This window comes from Staphylococcus sp. EG-SA-14, from assembly GCF_017151935.1.
In the GTDB taxonomy this organism is placed as follows: domain Bacteria; phylum Bacillota; class Bacilli; order Staphylococcales; family Staphylococcaceae; genus Staphylococcus; species Staphylococcus aureus.
The window spans coordinates 52,047-74,780 of sequence record NZ_JACVZM010000010.1 but is presented as its reverse complement, the minus strand read 5'-3'; the positions used below and the strand labels follow the sequence as shown (position 1 = coordinate 74,780).

General features: G+C 32.7%; 20 protein-coding genes. 5 read left to right on the top strand and 15 right to left on the bottom strand.

Annotated features, from left to right (window positions below; genetic code table 11):
* The 7 genes from IDG63_RS07760 to kdpF all read right to left on the bottom strand — a co-directional run bounded on the left by IDG63_RS07760 (position 1) and on the right by kdpF (position 7,179).
* On the bottom strand, positions 1–492 hold the full coding sequence (locus tag IDG63_RS07760) for a PH domain-containing protein (protein WP_001205912.1): 492 nt from the start codon (positions 490–492) through the stop codon (positions 1–3).
* Positions 479–2,062, bottom strand: coding sequence for a PH domain-containing protein (locus tag IDG63_RS07755; protein WP_001294620.1), 1,584 nt, complete (start codon positions 2,060–2,062; stop codon positions 479–481). Before IDG63_RS07755 ends, IDG63_RS07760 begins: the two co-directional genes overlap by 14 nt.
* Positions 2,055–2,534, bottom strand: a complete 480-nt coding sequence (locus IDG63_RS07750; RefSeq protein WP_001287079.1) for a PH domain-containing protein — start codon at positions 2,532–2,534, stop codon at positions 2,055–2,057. Before IDG63_RS07750 ends, IDG63_RS07755 begins: the two co-directional genes overlap by 8 nt.
* A 208-nt stretch (positions 2,535–2,742) precedes the next feature.
* Positions 2,743–3,303 carry a K(+)-transporting ATPase subunit C gene (locus IDG63_RS07745; protein ID WP_001092409.1) on the bottom strand — a complete coding sequence of 187 codons (561 nt, stop codon included), beginning with the start codon at positions 3,301–3,303 and terminating at the stop codon, positions 2,743–2,745.
* A 19-nt stretch (positions 3,304–3,322) separates the two neighbouring features.
* Positions 3,323–5,350 (bottom strand): potassium-transporting ATPase subunit KdpB, encoded by a 2,028-nt coding sequence (gene kdpB, locus IDG63_RS07740; protein ID WP_086095881.1) that lies wholly within the window; start codon positions 5,348–5,350, stop codon positions 3,323–3,325.
* Between the two features lie 18 nt (positions 5,351–5,368).
* Positions 5,369–7,045: a potassium-transporting ATPase subunit KdpA gene (kdpA, locus tag IDG63_RS07735; protein ID WP_000402653.1), complete on the bottom strand. Its 1,677-nt coding sequence runs from the start codon at positions 7,043–7,045 to the stop codon at positions 5,369–5,371.
* A gap of 23 nt (positions 7,046–7,068) precedes the next feature.
* Positions 7,069–7,179 carry a K(+)-transporting ATPase subunit F gene (kdpF, locus tag IDG63_RS07730; RefSeq protein ID WP_001789641.1) on the bottom strand — a complete coding sequence of 37 codons (111 nt, stop codon included), beginning with the start codon at positions 7,177–7,179 and terminating at the stop codon, positions 7,069–7,071.
* Between the two features lie 137 nt (positions 7,180–7,316).
* Here kdpF and IDG63_RS07725 point away from each other — a divergent pair, with 137 nt between their 5' ends.
* Together IDG63_RS07725 and IDG63_RS07720 are read left to right on the top strand one after the other, a co-directional pair.
* Positions 7,317–9,974, top strand: a complete 2,658-nt coding sequence (locus IDG63_RS07725; RefSeq protein ID WP_000072283.1) for a sensor histidine kinase — start codon at positions 7,317–7,319, stop codon at positions 9,972–9,974.
* Positions 9,974–10,669 (top strand): response regulator transcription factor, encoded by a 696-nt coding sequence (locus IDG63_RS07720; RefSeq protein WP_001190841.1) that lies wholly within the window; start codon positions 9,974–9,976, stop codon positions 10,667–10,669. The genes IDG63_RS07725 and IDG63_RS07720 overlap by 1 nt, the downstream gene beginning before the upstream one ends.
* Positions 10,670–11,038: 369 nt before the next feature.
* Here the strand turns inward: IDG63_RS07720 and cshA are convergent, their stop codons facing one another.
* From cshA to IDG63_RS07705, 3 genes are all read right to left on the bottom strand, one after another.
* On the bottom strand, positions 11,039–12,559 hold the full coding sequence (gene cshA, locus IDG63_RS07715; protein ID WP_001178942.1) for a degradosome RNA helicase CshA: 1,521 nt from the start codon (positions 12,557–12,559) through the stop codon (positions 11,039–11,041).
* A 516-nt stretch (positions 12,560–13,075) separates the two neighbouring features.
* Entirely contained in the window at positions 13,076–14,434 is a 1,359-nt protein-coding gene (locus IDG63_RS07710; protein WP_000611465.1) for a UDP-N-acetylmuramoyl-tripeptide--D-alanyl-D-alanine ligase, read from the bottom strand.
* A gap of 14 nt (positions 14,435–14,448) precedes the next feature.
* On the bottom strand, positions 14,449–15,519 hold the full coding sequence (locus tag IDG63_RS07705) for a D-alanine--D-alanine ligase (protein ID WP_000159631.1): 1,071 nt from the start codon (positions 15,517–15,519) through the stop codon (positions 14,449–14,451).
* Positions 15,520–15,836: 317 nt separating this feature from the next.
* Here IDG63_RS07705 and IDG63_RS07700 point away from each other — a divergent pair, with 317 nt between their 5' ends.
* Positions 15,837–17,039 carry an FtsW/RodA/SpoVE family cell cycle protein gene (locus tag IDG63_RS07700; RefSeq protein WP_001109939.1) on the top strand — a complete coding sequence of 401 codons (1,203 nt, stop codon included), beginning with the start codon at positions 15,837–15,839 and terminating at the stop codon, positions 17,037–17,039.
* Between the two features lie 263 nt (positions 17,040–17,302).
* Here IDG63_RS07700 and IDG63_RS07695 read toward each other — a convergent pair whose 3' ends face one another.
* The 3 genes from IDG63_RS07695 to csoR all read right to left on the bottom strand — a co-directional run bounded on the left by IDG63_RS07695 (position 17,303) and on the right by csoR (position 18,082).
* The gene (locus IDG63_RS07695) at positions 17,303–17,440 is read right to left on the bottom strand and encodes an Lmo0850 family protein (protein WP_000828354.1); all 138 of its coding nucleotides are present in this window, start codon (positions 17,438–17,440) and stop codon (positions 17,303–17,305) included.
* 127 nt (positions 17,441–17,567) lie between these two features.
* Positions 17,568–17,777 carry a putative copper chaperone CsoZ gene (gene csoZ, locus IDG63_RS07690; protein WP_000581792.1) on the bottom strand — a complete coding sequence of 70 codons (210 nt, stop codon included), beginning with the start codon at positions 17,775–17,777 and terminating at the stop codon, positions 17,568–17,570.
* Between the two features lie 11 nt (positions 17,778–17,788).
* A complete protein-coding gene (csoR, locus tag IDG63_RS07685; protein ID WP_000138932.1) occupies positions 17,789–18,082 on the bottom strand; it encodes a copper-sensing transcriptional repressor CsoR in 294 nt (97 codons plus the stop codon).
* A 165-nt stretch (positions 18,083–18,247) separates the two neighbouring features.
* On the opposite strand from csoR, the gene cls reads away from it, so the two are divergent.
* Together cls and IDG63_RS07675 are read left to right on the top strand one after the other, a co-directional pair.
* Positions 18,248–19,732: a cardiolipin synthase gene (gene cls, locus IDG63_RS07680; protein ID WP_206176404.1), complete on the top strand. Its 1,485-nt coding sequence runs from the start codon at positions 18,248–18,250 to the stop codon at positions 19,730–19,732.
* 27 nt (positions 19,733–19,759) lie between these two features.
* Positions 19,760–20,407, top strand: coding sequence for an HD domain-containing protein (locus IDG63_RS07675; protein ID WP_001187634.1), 648 nt, complete (start codon positions 19,760–19,762; stop codon positions 20,405–20,407).
* 726 nt (positions 20,408–21,133) lie between these two features.
* Here IDG63_RS07675 and yidC read toward each other — a convergent pair.
* The gene (yidC, locus tag IDG63_RS07670) at positions 21,134–22,006 is read right to left on the bottom strand and encodes a membrane protein insertase YidC (RefSeq protein WP_000725802.1); all 873 of its coding nucleotides are present in this window, start codon (positions 22,004–22,006) and stop codon (positions 21,134–21,136) included.
* A gap of 85 nt (positions 22,007–22,091) precedes the next feature.
* Positions 22,092–22,733 carry a thiamine phosphate synthase gene (gene thiE, locus IDG63_RS07665; RefSeq protein ID WP_000483153.1) on the bottom strand — a complete coding sequence of 214 codons (642 nt, stop codon included), beginning with the start codon at positions 22,731–22,733 and terminating at the stop codon, positions 22,092–22,094.
* Position 22,734: the final 1 nt, after the last annotated feature.

Sequence of the window (22,734 nt, the reverse complement as noted above, 5' to 3'; positions counted from 1 at the left end):
TTATTCCTCATTTTTATTGTTTTCTAAATGTCTCTCGTTATTTAACCATCGTTTCAATCTACGTGCTTCACTTCTATCTATTAATTCAATTTCAGCTTGACCACCCGCTGTATAAAGTGTCAAAGTTGCTAATCGATAGCGTCTCATTATAGGACCAACATCGATATCAATATTTTGAATACGAAAATATGGTATTACTTTTTCATCCAAAAATAAAATGCCGTTTCGTACACGCAAATGGTGTTTTTCAAATGCATATCTGCAGTGCTTATATCGATATACTGGCGCTATGACAAGCGTGAAAACAGCAACAAGTAATATTATAATCACACTACTAACAATGGATATATTGTTATCTAATATCTCCCAAAATAGCCAGTTCAAAATATTAAATGCGATTAAAAGTACAAGCGCTATGGGTATCCAAAACAGCACAGCACTTAACCTCATCACTTTTTTAGCGTGTGGTGACATAAAATTATAATCCCTCATCATTTTCACCTCTTAAATACCATGATTTCAATTTATTTGCATCTTCACTTCTTGCGTATTTTAGGTTAATCGATTGGGCTCCCACACCTTTAGCAACAATAAAGCTAAAATTATTTAAATTGTTGCGTTTAAGTAATGTATGTTGCCAAGTGTCAAATCCTATAATGTGATGCGCTTTAAAATAATAAATATTTCGTTTCAATAGCTCGAAATTCTGGATAGTAATTTGTTCTTCTGTCATTTTAAAACCCGCATGTTTGACATAAAGATATCCTTTGATCACAAATAAACCAATAATGACTATTGTTATAATCGTAAATAACAATAATAATTGATTCCAAAAATAACAGCCAATACCTGCCATAGCTATGACAATAATACTAGGTATTAAAAAGTGTCTGTGGAAACCTGACAAAGGCATACCTTCATTAACTTGTTGATAAGATAAATCTGGTACTAAATTCTGGATAATTTGATATGCTTTGTCTCGTTTAATAAACGGCAATATCGGCACACTACCTGAATCATTGTCATCATCTTCGATTTTTTTATTTTCAAAATCACTTGTGATGATAAAATGTATTGCTGTGTAGCCAAATAATCTTCGTATATATGACTGACGTTCAACAACAGCTTGCAATCGTTTCGTTGGTACAGTTACTTTCTTCTTGTTAAAGAGACCATATTCAATTTTAAGTTGCTCATTTTCAAGCATCACCGAAAAGCCATAAAATCTTATCATCGTTATAATCGTTCCAATAATATATGCCACTATTAATACTAGTAAAATGATGATTAATACTGAAATACTTACAATTTGAACCCATTGACTAATTTCATGATTTAGCTTCGACCATGGGATCAACTCTCTTACAGCCCCGTAAATCGGTACTAAAGCTGCTAACGTTACACCAATGGCGCCACTGGTCATTGCCATAAATAGTGATTCTTTAAAATTCATCTGATATATAGGAATGCGTTTATTTTTCTGATTAAGCATACTATCAGTGTTCTGCACTTCATCTAAGCGACCTTCTGCGATGTCTTCCACATTACCTTCAATGTCATGATTACAGTTGTCATTCTTCTCAGCACTAGACTTTTGCGCCACTTCTGTCTTCAACTCTGTTTGCAATTGATCAATATAGCGTTCAAGATATTCACCTTGTTTTTTCGAAATAACACTTAAGACAATACCATCACTTGGTGTTTTGATTTGTAAATCCACACCACCAATAATTTGATTGACGACCCCTTGTGTCATATCAACGGACTGAATACGTTTTATATTTAATTCTTTACGCTTTTTATTAAAAATACCTGTTGTTAAAATGAAATAATTATCCTCAATCCAATATCGCGTGTTCATAATTCCGACAATTTGAGAAATGTATGATATTAAAAAGAATACAAATACAATACCTATCCATAAATATGATTCGGGATTCGCATAGTCAAAATCTTTCAATTGAAAGATAATGAAAATAAAAAAGACGACTATGTTTTGTTTGATAGCATTGATTATGCCATTAAAATATGAAATCGGATGTAATTTTTGAGGTTCAGACATCACTTTCAACCCCTCTCAAATTCGACATAGTTCTCGCTTCGATTATTTTAACATCGTCATGAGACATCATCGGTAAATAAATAGTATGACCTGCAGTCATAAATCCAACTTTATACAAATTAAGCACTTTACTAATTGGATTAGATTTAATCGACAAGTATTGTAAACGTTCAATTCGACTCGTTTCTTCTTTATATATAAAAAATGATGTACGATATTGTACACTTAGTTGATCAACTTTATAAAAGCGACAATGATATTGCCATAAAGGCTTAATAAATAATTTTAATGTACTCAGAGCACCTAAAACCAACAAAATATAAAGTAAGTAATGTGGCCATTCAAATCTTAACCATATAAAATAAAAAATGACATACACAGCTACACTCAATATAAATTCTAAGCCATTCGTAATGTAGTAATACAACAATGCTGACTTAGGACTCTTAGACAACTTAGTATAATCTGACATATACCCCTCTCCCCAAATAAAAAATTATACGGATTTATAATCTATTTCATTTTATTTTTATATGTTGATAATTATAGCATATGGAATATTTCATGCTAATTTATTCTTCCTAAAGGTACATCTAAAAATTTAGTTAAGCAGAAAGTGCTTGAATTGTTAAAAAGACACCATGTTATAATTTTATCAACATGATGCCTTTCATCTATATTCAATCTTTCATCTTATCAAGAGCAATATTTAGTTCAAGCACATTCACATAATCATTTGTTAACACACCACGCTGCTTACGATGTTGAATCAAGTCGGCCACTCTTGAAGTAGATATATGACGAGCATCAGCAATACGAGGTGCTTGCTTCAATGCATTTTCAACCGTAATATGCGGATCTAAGCCCGACCCAGAACTTGTTGCAGCATCTATTGTTACATTTGAATTCCCAAATTTAACATGATGTTTCATGCGTGCTATTAATTCGGTGTTTCCATTCGATTCATTACTTCCACCTGATGATACGCCGTTTTTATATAATTTTTCAGGATTCATATTATAATCAACTGCACTCGGTCTCCCGTGAAAATATCGTGTCTCTGTCCAGTGCTGTCCAATCAATTTTGATCCAACTATACGATTGTCATACGTAATTAAACTGCCATTTGCTTGTTGATAAAAAAATATTTGACCAATTAACGTGATAGCTAACGGGAATAAAAATCCACATAATACCATAGTTATTATCGTTAAACAAATACTATTTCTTATCGTATTCATGGTACAGGCTCCTTCCTCTTTACACAAAAAATTGTACAATCATATCTATTAATTTAATGCCTAAAAACGGGACGATTAATCCACCTAATCCATAAATCAACATATTATTTATAAAGATTCTATCAATGCTGTAACCCTTTACTTTTACACCTTTCATGGCAATTGGAATTAAGGCAACAATGATTAATGCATTGAATATCAAAGCTGATATAATTGCAGATTTAGGTGACGATAAATGCATAATATTTAGTGAAGTCATTTCTGGAATTGTTGACATCATTAGTGCAGGTAAAATTGCAAAGTATTTTGCTACGTCATTAGCCAAACTAAATGTCGTTAATGCACCTCTCGTCATTAATAATTGTTTGCCTATTTTTACAACCTCTATTAACTTTGTAGGATTCGAATCTAAATCAATTAGATTAGCTGCCTCTTTAGCACTAATTGTCCCTGAGTTCATAGCTAATCCTATATTCGCTTGTGCTAGCGCAGGTGCATCATTTGTACCATCTCCTGTCATCGCAACAATATGGCCTTTCGCTTGTTCATCTTTGATGACTTTAATTTTATCTTCGGGTTTACACTCTGCAACAAATCTATCAACCCCGGCTTCTTTTGCAATTGTAGCTGCTGTTAAAGCATTATCACCTGTACACATAACTGTTTCAATCCCCATTTTTCTCAATTCAGTAAATCGTTCTACAAGACCATCTTTAATCACATCTTTTAAATAAATCACGCCAAGCATGACATTGTTTTCAATGACTATTAATGGTGTGCCACCTTTACTCGATACATCCATACAGAGAGACTCAATGTTAAGAGGAATATTGCCTTGTTGTTGTTTGACAAGATTTATCATACTATTAGGTGCACCTTTGAATACCGATATTTCATTTGTAATGATTCCGCTCATTCTAGTTTCAGCTGTAAAAGGCTTATATGTGCCATCAATGTCTTTAGGCAGCTCATTTATATACATCTGCTTCGCTAATCGTACAATACTTTTTCCTTCTGGCGTATCATCGTAGATTGATGACATATAAGCAGCGACTATCAATTTTTCCAGCATTTGTTGATTCACTGGTAAAAATTCACTAGCGATTCGATTGCCATAAGTGATTGTGCCTGTCTTGTCTAAAATCATTACATCGACATCTCCACATACTTCTACAGCACGCCCACTTTTCGCTAATACATTGAATTGAGTAACACGATCCATGCCTGCAATACCAATCGCCGATAACAAACCACCGATTGTCGTTGGTATTAAACATACTGTTAACGCAATGAGCATCGCAATAGGTAAAATTAAATGCAGGTAAGATGCTATTGGATATAACGTTACAATAACGACTAAAAATATAATTGTTAACGTTGTTAATAATGTAAAAAGTGCAATTTCATTTGGTGTTTTATTTCTTTCCGCCCCTTCAACTAAGGCAATCATTTTATCTAAAAAAGATGTACCCGCTTCACTCTCAACACGTATTTCTAACCAATCAGATGTTACAAGTGTACCGCCAATGACTCCATCAAAATCGCCACCTGATTCTTTTATCACAGGTGCAGACTCACCAGTAATTGCAGATTCTTCAACGGTTGCTAATCCATTTATTACAACGCCATCAGCAGGGATTGTTTCTCCATTTTCTACCCGAATATTTTGTCCGGCTTTTAACTCTGTGGCGTTCACTATCCGATACGCACCATTTTCTTCTATCAATCGAGCAGTTAAATTTGATTGTGCTTGTCTTAAACTATCAGCTTGCGCTTTTCCACGACCTTCAGCAAAGGCTTCTGAAAAATTAGCAAACAATATAGTTATTAATAATATGATAAAAATTGTAATCAAATAACCTCGCGATAGATAGCTAGTTCCAAATATGTCAGGAAAACATATTAATATCAACGTTAAAATCATTCCAACCTCAACGACAAACATTATCGGATTTTTTATTAATTGTTTAGGATTCAGCTTATAAAAACTCATTTTCAAAGCTTCTATCACCATTGTTTGATTGAAATATTTATTTACATGATGCATTTTTTCCATCCCTTTACTTTATTTTAAAGTTAAAAATTCACCAATAGGACCAAGTAATAGTACTGGAATAAATGTCAAACCACTTAGTAAAACGATAAATACGATTAGTGATACGCCAAAATAAGGTTTATCAATCGCTATTGTATATTTATCTTGATGGTATGATTTTTTATTCACTAAACTTGATGCAATCATTAATTGCAAAATAATTGGTATATAACGAGAAAGCAACATAATGATTCCTGTAGAGATATTCCAGAATGTTGTATCATCTTTCAGTCCTTCAAACCCTGATCCATTGTTCGCAGCAGCTGATGTTATTTCATACATAACTTGTGAAATACCATGAAAAGACGGATTCGTTATACTTTCACTTGCTCCAGGAATCATAAAAGCAAGTGCTGAAAATACTAAAATTAAAATTGGATGTATGAGAAAGACTAAGACAATACATTTCATTTCACGGGCGCCAATTGGCATATTTAAATATTCTGGTGTTTTACCAACCATCAAACTGCATATAAACACCGTCAGTAAGACAAATATCAATAAATTCATGAGTCCTACGCCTTCGCCACCAAATACAACATTTAGCATCATTAATACCATTGGTCCTAATCCACCTATAGGCGTTAAGCTATCATGCATGTTATTAACAGAACCCGTTGTAAATGCCGTCGTAATAACTGTAAATAGTGCTGACAAGCCTGCTCCAAACCGTACCTCTTTACCTTCCATATTCGGTCCATAAATGCCTAAATTCGCTAGTATTGGATTACCACGATACTCACTCCACATAGTTAATGTAAGAATTGCTATAAAAATGAAAAACATTGCGACAAATAATATCAACGCATGACGATGTACTCGTTTACCATGTCTACTTAACATGCGACCAAATAAGAACAACATTGACATAGGAAGTAACATCATACTGCCCATTTCTATAAAATTGCTCCAAATATTTGGATTTTCAAAAGGTGTTGCAGAATTTCCTGCTAAAAATCCTCCACCATTCGTACCAAGATGTTTTATTGATTCAAGTGATGCAATAGGTCCAAATGCAATATGTTGAATATGTCCGCTTAAAGTCCGAATCATTAAATTAGCATGCAACGTTTGTGGTACACCTTGAGTCATCAATAAAATACTAATTAAACATGATAATGGTAAAAGTACTCGGACAATAAACCGAACAATATCTTGATAAAAATTACCAATGATATTAGTTAATCCAGTTAAACGTCTCAACATCGCTATACAAACGGCGTAACCTGATGCACTAGATGTAAACATTAAATATGTCATTACAATCATTTGCGTTAAATATGTCACATCTGATTCACCGTTATAGTGTTGTAAATTACTATTTGTTAAAAAAGATATTGCTGTATTAAACGCTAAATCTATCGATTGGTTTAAATTATGATTTGGATTTAAAAAAAGCCATTGCTGAACTATTAGCAATACAAATGTTATAAACCCCATAAATCCATTAAATGCCAGAAAATGTTTGACATATGTTTTAGCTGACATGTGTTCTAAATCTGTGCCGATAATTTTAAAACACATATTTTCAAATCTAGTAAATATTAAATCTACTCTTGACGATTGCACCAATGCTACGCGATATAGATATCCACTAAAAACATACGTAATCATAACCATCATTGTTAGAAACAAAATTATTTCCATGATAACCCTCACTTAATATATTTCTAAAATTTTTCACTACGAATTAAGGCATAAAATAAATACAAAACTAATGCAATAACTACCAGTAATAAAACGATGAGCATTGCCATAACCTCCTTACAACACAACAACATCGTAACAACTTGTTTATGAGAGAAATATTAATTTTCAAAATTAGTTATTAAGAAATCATTAAGATGTGTATGCAGAAATAAATTTTATAGCATTTAATTGTGAAGAATATTATGATATTGCTATCGAGGTGAAGGTTATGTCAAACACTGAATCGCTAAACATAGGAAAAAAGCGTGGATCTTTAACAATTTACATCGGTTACAGTCCAGGTGTTGGTAAAACATTTGAGATGCTTTCAAATGCCATTGAACTATTTCAAAGTAACGTTGATATTAAAATAGGATATATTGAACCGCATCAGCGTGATGAAACAAATGCATTAGCTGAACAATTACCTAAAATCACAACCAATTTTACTAAACATGGTAGTCATCATTTTCAATATTTAGATGTCGACCGCATAATCGAAGAATCGCCGACAATAGTACTTATCGATGAGTTAGCACATACGAATATTTCTAGAGATCGTCATGAGAAACGATATATGGATATTGAAGAAATTTTAAATCATGGTATCGATGTTCATACTACTTTGAACATTCAACATATTGAAAGTTTAAGTAGTCAAATTGAACTGATGACCGGTGTACATGTTAAAGAACGTGTACCCGACTATTTCATAATGAGCGCCGATGTATTAGAAGTCGTAGATATCTCACCTGAACAATTAATTAAACGCTTAAAAGCTGGCAAGGTATATAAAAAGGATAGGCTAGATGTAGCATTTAGTAATTTCTTTACGTATGCCCACCTAAGCGAACTGCGTACATTGACGTTAAGAACAGTTGCCGACTTGATGAGTGATAAAGAAAAAGTCCGACACAATCATAAAACGTCACTCAAACCTCATATTGCTGTGGCAATTAGTGGGAGCATTTATAATGAAGCAGTAATTAAAGAGGCATTCCATATTGCTCAAAAAGAACATGCGAAATTCACTGCTATTTATATAGATGTATTCGAAAAAAACAGGCAATATAAAGATAGTCAAAAGCAAGTGCATCAACATCTCATGCTTGCAAAATCATTAGGAGCAAAAGTAAAAGTAGTTTATAGCCAAACCGTTGCATTAGGATTAGACGAATGGTGTAAAAATCAAGATGTAACCAAATTAATTATCGGACAACATATTAGAAATAAGTGGCGAGACTTTTTCAATACACCTTTAATTGACCATTTAATGTCCTTTGAACATAGCTATAAAGTCGAAATCGTTCCAATCAAACAAATACCTGTTGAATTGAAAATGAACAAATCACCCTATCGCCCTAAAGGCAAACGTTTCGCCATAGATATGTTAAAAATGATTTTGATTCAAATAATTTGTGTAATGATGGGACTGTGGATTTATCAACTTGATAAGCATGAGTCTAGTACGATTATTTTAATGATTTTTCTCATCGGCATCATTTTATTATCCATTTGGACGCGATCCTTCATCATTGGCTTTTTAGCAGCAATTATTAACGTATTTGTTTTTAATTATTTTTTTACGGAACCTAGATATACATTTGAAGTATATCGCTTTGACTATCCTATTACATTTATCGTTAGCATTTTAACAAGTATTTTAACGAGTGCTTTATTAAAACAAATTAAATTCCAATACTCCATTACTAAAAAGCAACTTTATCGTACAGATTTATTATTTCAATTTAATGATTCGATTAAACAAACTTATACAGTTGAAAACTTACTAATAAATGCTGGATACCAAATTAATCAATTATTGCAACAATCAATTACTATATACGTTATCAATCAATCGAAAGTAATTAAAACAATACCATTGCAAAACCATATCGATAATACGACTCAACAGCATGAACAAGCATTAAGCTGGGTAATTAAAAATGAAAGACAAGCTGGTGCAACAACAGATACATTTCCAGGCATTAATAAATGGTTGATACCAATTGGCACATCTCCGATTAAAGGCATTCTAGCCATTGATTACCAAAGTTCTCAAGTGATTAATCCATATGATGCATCAATATTAGAATCAATGTTAAATGAACTTTCTCTCGCCGTTGAAAATGTGACGTTACTTAAACAAACGAGAGAATCCATGTTACAGGCTGAACGTCAACTGACACATTCAAATTTTTTAAGATCAATTTCGCATGACATACGTACACCGTTAACAACAATTATGGGAAATTTAGATATTTTAGTATCACATAGTAAAGATATGTCTATCATAGAAAAGGAACAATTACTTGTGCATAGTTTTCAAGAAAGTCAGTATTTATATCTATTAGTGACAAATATTTTATCATTAACAAAATTACAGTCATCAAATGTTCAAATAAAATTGCAACCTTATCTTGTTAGTGAATTAGTAGAAGAAATCGATATGATTTTAGAACGTCGCCATTTAAAAAAGCGTATAACTGTATCATCCTCAGTAGATTTACAGTTTATACACATTGACAGTAAGTTGATTTTACAAGCTTTATTCAATTTGATTGAAAATGCAGTTAAACACACTTCTACTGACACCAAAATCAATTTATCTATTCGTTATGCTAGCGATGAACAAATCGAATTTGCCGTTATAGACGAAGGACCTGGAATTAGTTTAGAAGAACAACAAAAGATATTCGAGCCTTTTTACACAGGATCAAATAAATATTTTAAAGATAACCAAAAAGAAAGCATGGGACTAGGCTTATATTTAGTACAGACTATCCTACACAAACATCAATCAAACTTACAATATAAACCGAACCAACCACACGGCAGTATATTCTATTTCAATATAGATACAGACTTTAATGAAGGAGACATATAATGCAATCTAAAATATTGATAATTGAAGATGATCACGCAATCACACATTTACTTGATGTTGCATTAACTTTAGATTATTACAATGTAACTACAGCCGACAATGCCACACAAGCACACTTTAAAATTCAAATTGATAAACCAGATGTCATTTTATTAGATTTAGGTTTACCAGATAAAGATGGATTATGTTTGATTTCAGAAATCAGGCAACATACTGACATTCCTATCATTGTAATAAGTGCAAGACAAGAAGAACAAACAATTATTCAAGCTTTAGATAACGGTGCGAATGACTATATGACTAAACCTTTTAATGTTGATGAGCTTCGGGCACGAATACGAGTCATCGAGAGAATCGCTAAGTCACATCAAGAAACTAACATTGTATTTACTAACGGTTTGCTAAGCATCGACTTTGGCTCCAAATCTGTTGTTATTAATAATCAGGAGGTACATTTGACGCCAAATGAATTTAGCTTGTTAGAACTATTGTCAAATCATAAAGGAAAAGTACTCACTTATGAGATGATATTAAAACGAATATATGGCTATGTTAATAAGACTGAAATGCCTAGTTTAAGAGTGCATATGACATCATTAAGACAAAAACTTTCACAATGTCATGAGGACGCAAAAGATATTATTAAAACACATCCACGCATTGGTTATCAAATGTTGCAGTGGAAAGAGAAATAATTAAATAAAAAAGATCGCTGCCATTAAAAGAATGATTGGCAGTGATCTTTTTTATATTCAACTTATTATTTATCGCGCACTAGCGTCAGCAAAAAGCCCTATTATTTTTTTACAAGAACATGATACTGAAATTTCATAAAGTTTATTTATGTTCGATTATTCTTAATTTAAAAATAGTTCTTTAAATTATATACTCACCACATTTGGTGGAGAACCATATTTACACAGAATGATATAACCGCATACAGATCTCAATCCAATTAAATATTTAACCTTTAAAACGTTAGTACTTTGATATCTACAGAGAATCAATTATTGAAAACAAAAAAGAGCTCAAGACATTACATCTTTAAGCTCTTAATCTATAAATTATTTTTGATGGTCAGCAAATGTGCGACCTTTCATAGGTCTGCTTCCACCGCTGCTCTTCTCTTTACGGTCGAATTTTTTTGTACTTTTCTTCTTACTTGAGTATCCTTTTGAACGTTTACTCTTACTGTCAAATTTAGGATTACCACGCTTACTATTTCTGTTACGAGAACCGCTTGGTTTACCATTACGGCCTTTGCGAGATAATGGTTTTTCAAAAGTTAATTGAACTTCAACTTCATCGTTCGCTTCTACTAACTCTTGTAAAAGTGCAGCAACTAAATCAACATCGTTATATTCATTTAACAACTCTGTAGAAATACGTTTCAAGCGTGATTCTGACTCTTTAGACATCCAGTTTTCAACTTTTTCTTTGATGTCATCTTCACGTGCTTGAAGTACTTCTTTACGATGAGGTGGACGAAGTGCACTCATTTTTCTACCGTTTGCATCTTCAATTTGTCTGATATAATCCATTTCGATTGGATTAACAAACGTTACAGCGATACCTTCTTTACCAGCACGACCCGTACGACCAATACGGTGTGTATAGCTTTCAGTATCTTGAGGTATATCAAAGTTATAAACATGACTCACACCAGAAATATCTAGTCCTCTTGCTGCTACATCAGTAGCGACTAAAATATTAATTTGGTCATTTTTAAATTTCTTTAATACTTCTAAACGTTTCGCTTGTGTAATATCACCATGTAAACCTTCAGCTTTATATCCTTTAGAAATCAAAGCACTTGTTAATTCATCAACACGACGTTTTGTACGTCCGAATACGATTGCTAATTCAGGTTGATGAACATCTAGGAAATTTGTAAATGTATCAAATTTCTCTAATTCTTTAACAATTGTATAGAATTCTTCGATTTGTGGATCAGACATTTCATTATTCATTGTCTTAATGATTTTTGGTGATTTCATAAATTGTTGTACTAAAGCTTGGATTGCTTTAGGCATTGTAGCTGAGAACAACATTGTTTGACGTTGTACTGCTGGAATTTTATCCATAATAAATCTCATATCATCGATAAATCCCATATTCATCATTTCATCAGCTTCATCTAAAATCAAAGTATGAATTCCGTCCGTTTTTAATGTGCGACGATTTAAATGGTCGATAACACGCCCAGGTGTTCCGACTACGATTTGTGGGCCTTTTTTCAAGGCTTTAATTTGGCGTTCGATAGGCATACCACCGAATACAGTAACAACTTGGACACCTTGTCCACGGCTAAATTCTCTTAATTGTTCAGCTACCTGCATTGCCAATTCTCTTGTAGGTGCTAAAATCAACGATTGAACCCCTTGTTTCCCTACTACTTTCTCAATTAAAGGAATACCGAATGCTCCTGTTTTACCTGTACCGGTTTGAGCTTGCCCAAGGATATCAATTCCTTGTAACGCATAAGGGATACTGTCTTTTTGGATAGGTGTCGGCTCTTTAAATCCCATTGATTCAAGTGACTGAACCGTATTATCCGAAATCCCTAGTTCTTTAAAATTTTGCAAAATAATTCTCCTTTTTACCTGTTTATTTCTCAATATACTTTTGCATATAAGTTCATTAATATTTCATCAACTTCTATATAGTACCACCAAAAAAATTTAATCGCAATAAAGCAATTTGCGAATATTTATTAGAATCACATTAATTGATTGTCATATTTTTGTCAAAAAGCTAGCATTAGATAAGATGTAAGCGTTACGCATCATTCGAATAATCATTATAAAAATTTTTTTATAAAATACGTATATCGTTAACATTCCACAACAAATTTTACTGAAACACATGTGAAATTAGACATTATAATACTACATCTTTTTGTAAAACATTATATAAACATTCAAACTACTTCCTATATAAAGTGTGTACATAGAATTAACCTTGATTTAGTTTCAAATTTATAGATTTAACATAAAAAGAAAAAGGCAATTTTGTATTTACACACAAAACCACCTCTTCTTTGTAATCTTTTAGTATTAATTCAAATCATTTTTATAAGTAAAAGGTCCCTCGACTAATCTCTATGAAATTAAAGCATTTACCACTTCTTCTAATTTCATACCACGTGATCCTTTAACTAATACACGGTCATGCGCTTTTAAATCGTTTATTAAAACTTCTATCATATCGTCTTTAGAATTGAAGTGTTGTGCTTTTTCGACATGTTGCTGGCCCGAATCATAAATATACTTCGCTTCATTACCAAACGTATACAACACATCTATATGCTTTTCTTCTAAATAATTACCTACACCGATATGCATTTCTTTGCTATTTTCACCTAATTCTAAAACATCTCCTAAAATTAGAATGCGACGCCCTGTCAAAGTACTCAGTGTATCAATAGCTGCTCTCATACTTGTAGGACTTGCATTATAGGCATCATTTATCACAGTAATATCATTTTCTAATGTATGTTGCTCCATACGCATACCAGTTAAGCTGACATTTTTTAAATTTTGATAGATTGTGTTATATGTCAAACCTAATTCATGACCAACCGCAATGGCAATCGTCGCATTTTTCATATTATGCTTTCCTAATATTGGTAGATCATAATGTTCTTTATTATTAATCGTAAATGAAATACCTGTAGTATCTCTATCATCAACAGAACAAACTAATGCATTATCAGTAGCAACACCGATACTAATACATTTTGCATTTTCAACTTCTTTAACATGCGGTTTCAATAATGGTTCATCGCCATCATATATAAACGTACCATTATCTTTTAGACCTATTGTAATTTCAGATTTAGCTTTAGCAATCCCCTCGCGCGAACCTAAATCTTGCATATGTGACTCACCAATATTAGTTATAACTGCAATATCTGGTTGAGCGAGGTTTGACAGAAATTCAATTTCATGGAAACCTGACATCCCCATCTCCAATATTGATATTTCAGTATCATTATCTAATTCCAAAATAGTTAAAGGTAAACCAATTTCATTATTGTAATTACCTTGCGTTTTCTTAACTTTAAATTCGGTATGCAATACACTTTCAATCATATCTTTAGTCGTTGTTTTACCATTAGACCCTGTGACGGCAATTACTTTAGGATTTACATGTCTCAAGTAAGCTTGTGCCAATTGTTGTAATGCCGTTAATGTGTCTTCAACCCATATAATAGGCCCGCTTACATTTTCATCTATAGGTGTTCCTCTTTGATAAAAAGCAGCTCCAGCACCATCTTGTAATGCTTTAGAGACAAAGCGATGACCGTCAACATTTTCACCTTTAAATGGTATAAATAACATATTTTTAGAAATTGCTCGTGAATCAATTGTGACTCCATTTATCTCTTGATTTAAAAATTGATCTTCAATTTCACAAGGAATCCATGATTGAATTTGCTTTAATGTAACATTAATCATAATAACAACCTCAGTTAGTCAATTTTGTATTTATTTTTCTGTTTATCCTGGTGACGTTCTTTAGCAAGCTCGATAAGTTTTGTAATCAATTCTGGATAAGATAAGCCCATATTTTCCCATAATTTGGGATACATACTGAAAGCCGTAAATCCAGGCATTGCATTTGTTTCATTAATATATATTTGGTTGTCTTCTGTTACAAAGAAATCAGCACGGACTAAACCAGAACAATCTGTCGCTTTGAATGCCTCTAACGCCATATTTCTAAGCGTTAATTGAACATCTTCGTCTAAGTCAGCTGGAATTTGTAATTGAACCTTACCATCTTTATATTTTGATTTGTAATCGTAAAACGCGACATCTTTTACGACTTCACCTGGCCAAGTCGCTTCAGGATAGTCATTTCCTAAAACTGCTACTTCAATTTCACGTGCGTTAACGCCTTGTTCAATAACAAGCTTACGGTCAAATTGGAATGCTTCTTTAATACCTTCTTTAAGTTCCGCTTCATTATTACATTTACTGATACCTACACTTGACCCTAAGTTAGCAGGTTTAACAAAGACTGGGTAATTTAATTTATCATTTACTAATTTTAAAATGTTATGTTCATATTTTTCATATTCAGAACGTAAGAAACTAATATAAGGTAACTGTGGTAACCCTCGATGTTCAAATAATTGTTTCATTACAAGTTTGTCCATAGAACTTGCAGCTGACAATACACCATTTCCTACATATGGTACATCCAAAACTTCAAAAAGTCCTTGAATCGTGCCATCTTCACCATTAGGACCATGTAATAATGGGAATACTGCATCGTATGGTTGTCCTGAACTACTTTCTTTCAATAGCTGTGAAATCTCAAGCGCCTCTCCATTTTCTAAATGAAGCTCATCAGTAGATTTAATTTCAGCTGTAATATTATTTTGCTTTCTCCAATCACCATCATTGGTAATATAAATGATATCAACATGATATTTGTCTTTATCTATTGCATTTAATACATTTTGTGCTGTCAGAATCGATACTTCGTGTTCTGCACTTTTCCCTCCAAAAACGATACAAATATTTTCTTTTGTCATTTCGTTTTCCTCCAATGATATATCAGGGTTTGCTACCTTAATATAAATTAATATTGATTTAGTCCTATTGTTAATTGATTTATTCGCATCTTTGAATCTTAATAGTATCACATTTTAATGCTATTTTGCATTTTAAAAACGAGGCGTTATGTGTCTGTATCTATGTTGATTCATTTATAATCAGAACAATATTCCCCTCTATTTTATTCCTAATTCAAATTGAAATCTATAGCTGATATCACTGTGATATTCTAGCTAATTTTTAAAAAGTCATGTAAAATTGATATAAACATTAGTGAGTATAAAAGGAGTTTGCAATGAATTATTCATCTCGTCAACAGCCGGATAAGCATTGGCTTCGCAAAGTAGACTGGGTATTAGTAGCCACTATAGCTGTTTTAGCAATTTTCAGTGTTCTGCTTATTAACTCGGCAATGGGCGGTGGTCAATACAGTGCTAATTTCGGTATCAGACAAATTTTTTATTACATTTTAGGTGCAATTTTTGCAGGTATCATCATGTTTATTTCACCTAAAAAGATTAAACATTATACATATTTATTGTATTTCTTAATCTGTCTTTTATTAATAGGCTTGCTCGTTATTCCTGAGTCACCTATTACACCTATTATCAATGGTGCCAAAAGTTGGTACACGTTTGGCCCTATCAGTATTCAGCCATCTGAATTCATGAAAATTATTTTAATTTTAGCATTAGCGCGTGTCGTTTCTAGACATAATCAATTCACATTCAATAAATCATTCCAAAGTGATTTGTTATTATTTTTCAAAATTATTGGTGTCTCGTTAGTACCAAGTATTTTAATATTACTGCAAAATGACCTAGGAACTACATTAGTATTAGCTGCTATTATTGCAGGTGTGATGTTAGTAAGTGGTATAACATGGCGTATCTTAGCACCTATCTTTATTACAGGTATTGTTGGTGCAATGACAGTCATTTTAGGTATTCTATATGCACCCGCATTAATTGAAAATTTATTAGGTGTCCAACTGTATCAAATGGGACGAATCAATTCATGGCTTGACCCCTATACATATAGTAGTGGTGATGGCTATCATTTAACTGAATCACTTAAAGCTATCGGTTCTGGACAGTTACTAGGTAAAGGATACAATCACGGTGAAGTTTATATACCTGAAAATCATACTGACTTTATCTTTTCAGTGATTGGGGAGGAACTTGGCTTTATCGGTTCTGTCATATTGATCTTAATATTTTTATTTTTAATCTTCCATCTAATAAGATTAGCTGCGAAAATTGAAGATCAATTTAACAAAATCTTTATCGTTGGTTTCGTCACTTTACTTGTGTTCCATATTTTACAAAATATTGGTATGACAATTCAGTTGTTACCAATCACTGGTATTCCATTACCATTTATTAGTTATGGTGGTAGTGCACTATGGAGTATGATGACTGGAATAGGTATAGTCTTATCAATTTATTATCATGAACCAAAACGATATGTCGATTTATACCATCCAAAAAGTAATTAATTTAAACTATTTTGAGTTTCAAATATCATAACTTTTCAAGATGACGTTATATAGTCTATTTACGTCGTCGATTTAAAATGTCATATATAGGTATTACTCGATAATAACAATCCCTCTTTGAAGTACACATTGTAAAATGTACACTCTAAAGAGGGATTTTGTTATATAGTACTTGCTTTCATTTTAGTAAATCCAGTCAAAAAAGCTATCATCGAATAGTCCGACGATAGCTTTAACGGTGTGTGATTCACAATCACAGTCAATTATTTTAATTCGTGACTTACTTTATTAGATGCTGGCAAAGTATTAATAATGTCTAAACGAGATTTAGTTTTTTTAATATTCACACCTAATGATGACAATAGTTTGACTACATTTTGAATCTTTTCAGGACGTTTCATTATTATCACCTCGTTTGGATCGCTTTCAATATTATCTTACCCTATTCGACATACCTTTACTACATCATTTACAAAATTTTTAATTTATTTTCAAAATTAAAATCTATAGCGCACTCTACATTATACCCTAAAATACAATTTTGTATCCTTCATCATAGATTTCTTTTTCAATACTATTCAAATTTGCTGGTGTCTCATACGATACAGTTACTTGACCATCTATTATATTAATATTCACTTGATGAACACCTATCATATTTGAAATGCGTTCTGTCAATTGACTTACTTGTTCTTCTGTTTCAATTCCCGCTGTGTAAATCGTATTTTGATGTATCATCTTAAACTCCTTTAGTCTTTAATCAATTTTTGAAAAGTCACTAATAACTCTTCCATTGCCTCTTCCTGAGCACCTTGATTAACTTTATTCATAATACAACTTTTCATATGTTGTTCTAATAACTTTATCGCAACACTGTTTAACGCCGAACGTGTCGCTCTTATTTGCGTAAGGACATCATCACAATAGACATCTTCTTCAATCATGCGATTAATCGCTCTCACTTGTCCTTCAATTCGATTTAAACGTGATTTAAGATTCGTTTTTATTTGTTCAGAATGATGTGCATTATCTTGTTCAGTCATAGCATTCACTCCTTCATTTACATTCCTTACTATACTATATCCCATAAAACACAACGTCAACACAAAGTGTGTTTTTCAAACTAAATTGTCATGATATTTAAATTGCTTCATGATACAATTAATAAGATATACTACTCGTTTAAGATTTTCGATGGGAGGTTTCAAATGATAGAGTTATTATCCATTGCACTCAAGCATTCTAATATTATTTTAAATTCAATATTTATTGGTGCATTTATTTTAAACTTATTATTCGCCTTTACCATTATTTTCATGGAAAGACGTTCTGCCAATTCTATCTGGGCTTGGTTACTAGTCTTAGTTTTCTTGCCTTTATTCGGTTTCATTTTATACTTACTATTAGGACGACAAATTCAACGTGACCAAATTTTCAAAATTGATAAGGAAGATAAAAAAGGATTAGAGTTAATCGTTGATGAGCAATTAGCTGCTTTAAAAAATGAAAACTTTTCAAATTCCAATTATCAAATTGTAAAATTTAAAGAAATGATTCAAATGTTGTTATATAATAACGCAGCATTTTTAACAACAGACAACGATTTAAAAATATACACAGACGGCCAAGAAAAATTTGATGACCTAATACAAGACATCCGTAATGCTACTGATTATATTCATTTTCAGTACTATATTATTCAAAATGATGAATTAGGTCGTACCATTTTAAATGAACTTGGTAAAAAAGCGGAACAAGGTGTAGAAGTTAAAATTCTTTATGATGACATGGGTTCTCGTGGACTGCGTAAAAAAGGCTTACGCCCGTTTCGCAATAAAGGTGGACATGCTGAAGCATTTTTCCCATCAAAATTACCTTTAATTAACTTGCGTATGAACAATCGAAACCATCGAAAAATTGTTGTAATAGATGGGCAAATTGGATATGTTGGTGGTTTTAATGTTGGTGATGAGTACTTAGGTAAATCAAAAAAATTCGGCTATTGGCGAGATACGCATTTACGAATTGTCGGGGATGCAGTGAATGCATTGCAATTACGATTTATTCTAGATTGGAATTCACAAGCCACACGTGACCACATCTCCTATGATGATCGTTATTTCCCAGATGTAAATTCTGGTGGAACAATTGGCGTTCAAATAGCTTCTAGTGGTCCTGACGAAGAATGGGAACAGATTAAATACGGTTATTTAAAAATGATTTCATCTGCTAAAAAATCGATTTATATTCAATCTCCCTATTTCATACCTGATCAAGCCTTTTTAGATTCTATTAAAATTGCGGCATTAGGTGGTGTTGATGTCAATATCATGATTCCTAATAAACCTGACCATCCGTTTGTTTTTTGGGCTACTTTAAAAAATGCAGCATCCTTATTAGATGCCGGTGTTAAAGTATTTCACTACGACAATGGCTTTTTACACTCAAAAACACTTGTTATAGATGATGAAATTGCAAGTGTGGGAACAGCTAATATGGACCATCGCAGTTTCACATTGAATTTCGAAGTCAACGCTTTTATTTATGACCAACAAATTGCCAAAAAATTAAAACAAGCTTTTATAGATGATTTAGTAGTATCTTCTGAATTAACAAAAGCACGTTATGCTAAGCGAAGTCTTTGGATTAAATTTAAAGAAGGTATTTCACAATTATTGTCACCTATCTTATAAAATAGAAATATGAGGAGTGTAACTTTAATGCAACAATCAGACGTCATTAGTGCTGCCAAAAAATATATGGAATCTATTCATCAAAATGATTATACAGGCCATGATATTGCGCATGTATATCGTGTCACTGCTTTAGCTAAATCAATCGCTGAAAATGAAGGTGTTAATGATACTTTAGTCATTGAACTCGCATGTTTGCTTCATGATACCGTTGACGAAAAAGTTGTAGATGCTAACAAACAATATGTTGAATTGAAGACATTTTTATCTTCTTTATCACTATCAACCGAAGATCAAGAGCACATTTTATTTATTATTAATAATATGAGCTATCGCAATGGCAAAAATGATCATGTCACTTTATCTTTAGAAGGTCAAATTGTCAGGGATGCAGATCGTCTTGATGCTATAGGCGCTATAGGTGTTGCACGAACATTTCAATTTGCAGGACACTTTGGTGAACCTATGTGGACAGAACATATGTCACTAGATAAGATTAATGATGATTTAGTTGAACAGTTGCCACCATCTGCAATTAAACATTTCTTTGAAAAATTACTTAAGTTAGAATCTTTAATGCATACAGATACGGCGAAGATGATTGCTAAAGAACGTCACGACTTTATGATGATGTACTTGAAACAGTTTTTTACGGAATGGAATTATCACGACTAGACATTGAAGTTGTAGTATGATGATGCGATGTAATGGCGTGTTGTTGTGGAAGCTTGGTGTCATGCCTTGTTACTTTGATGTGCTGTTGTGGGAGCTTGGTGTTGATGCCATGCTACTTTGATGTGCTGGTACCACGATGCGACTTGATATAGTGCTATGATGTGGCGTTGCGCTGTTATGGTGTTATAGACAGGTTTGGTGTTGATGCCATGTTACTTTGATGTGCTGGTGCTACGATGCGACTTGATGTAGTGCTATGATGTGGCATTGCGGTGTTATGGTGTTATGGTGTTATAGCCAGTTTTGGTGTCATGCCATGCCGTTACGATTCTATGATATGTTGTTGGGACGTTGCAATGTGTATTATGCCGTTGTGACGTTATTATTTCACACTGTTACATGCATTAGTGAATTGCTGTGGACATGTTGCGTTACGACATATACTTCTACACTGATGAATCATTGTGTCAAGATGACATTGCGATGAAGAATGACAACTCTGTTATTAACCACTTTTTACATACTGAAATCTCGTTAATACTATTTCAAATAAAAACAGCAGTAGGATGACTTTCACATTTGAAATCATCTTACTGCTGTTTCTATTTATCACATATTGTATAATGTGACACTAAGTTTCGCTATTGAAGCGAAAAATAATGTGCGCCCTATAAAGTTAAAATTATCTTCAACTTTTAGGGTGCACATTATTTGGACTTGCTAAGGTTATTTCTTTTTCTTTTTAGACACTACTTGTGTGTTTTTGCCTTTTTTATTGCTGCCGCCGTTGTGCTCTCTTTCATACGCTTCAATGAAAGGTTGTACTTCTTTTTTAGCGACTTTTTCATAATAAATGTTCGCAAAGTGTGTTTGAACTACAAGGAACGCCGCACTGACTGACCAGTACAAACCAAGTGCTGATGCTGAGCTTAATGAAATCCAGATAATCATAATTGGTGAAATGACCATCATCATGTAACCCATTTGACGTTGTTCGTCTGGCATCGTTTTACTTGATACATATGCTTGGATAAAGTATAAAACACCGGCAATAATTGTAATCCAAATATCAGGACGTCCTAAATCGAACCATAAGAAGTGTGGATATTTAAACAAACCATCTACAAGTTGGTCTTTAAGTACAAAGTATAATCCCATGATGATTGGCAATTGGATTAGCATTGGTAAACAACCCAACATACTCTTAATCGGGTTCATGTCATACTTTTTATATACTTGCATTAATTCTTGGTTTGCAGCCATTTTTTCTTCTTGTGTACGCGCACGTTTCACTTTTTCTTGAATTTTTTCAACTTCTGGCTTTGCAACTTTCATTTTTTGACGCATCATATGACTATTTTTATAGTTTGACAACATGAATGGTAATAAAATAATACGAATTACCAATACAAGGATAATAATAGCTAAACCATAATTGTCGTTTAATAAGTTATTTCCCAACCAATCCAATACATTTTTCATTGGATCTACGAATGTATTGTAGAAAAACCCACTACGTTTTTCAGGTTTAGAATAGTCACAACCAGCCAAAAAGACCATAATACCTAAAAATAATGGTAGTAACGCTTTTTTCTTCATTTTTCCACCTCTATCATTATATTCACATAGGATTTATTCTATCACATTAATGAGTACGTATGAAACAATAAGTGGAAAAATTTAACTAATTATTAAAAAAATCTTTGAATCGATTAACAGTCTTTTCAATATTTTCACTTTTAGAAATGGCTGAAATGACTGAAATTCCATTGGCACCTGCTTCTACAATCGGCGCCACATTATTAGTATTGATACCGCCAATAGCTACAATCGGTAGTTGCGGATTCATTTCTTTAAACGTTGCAATCATTTCTGGACCTACTGGTATATGCGCGTCATGCTTCGACGGCGTAGGATAGATTGGTCCAACACCTATATAATCAACATGAGTTAAATCAGATTTTGCATACTCATCTAAATCACTAATACTAAGTCCAATAATTTTATCAGTGAAATATTGTGCTATCTCTTTGACTTTCGCATCATCTTGACCGACATGTATACCATCCGCGTTAATTTCTTTTGCCAAGGATACATCATCATTAACGATAAAAGGCACATCATATTGATGACAGAGATGCTGTAATTCTTTAGCTAATACAAGTTTATCGTTTCCTTTTAAAGCTGATTCACCCTTTTCTCGAAATTGGAAAAGTGTAATCCCTGCCTTTAATGCTGCTTCTAATACTTCATGAATAGTTCGATGACTCGGAACATCGGAGGTCCCACAAATAAAATACACATTTAGATACGATTGGTTAAACATA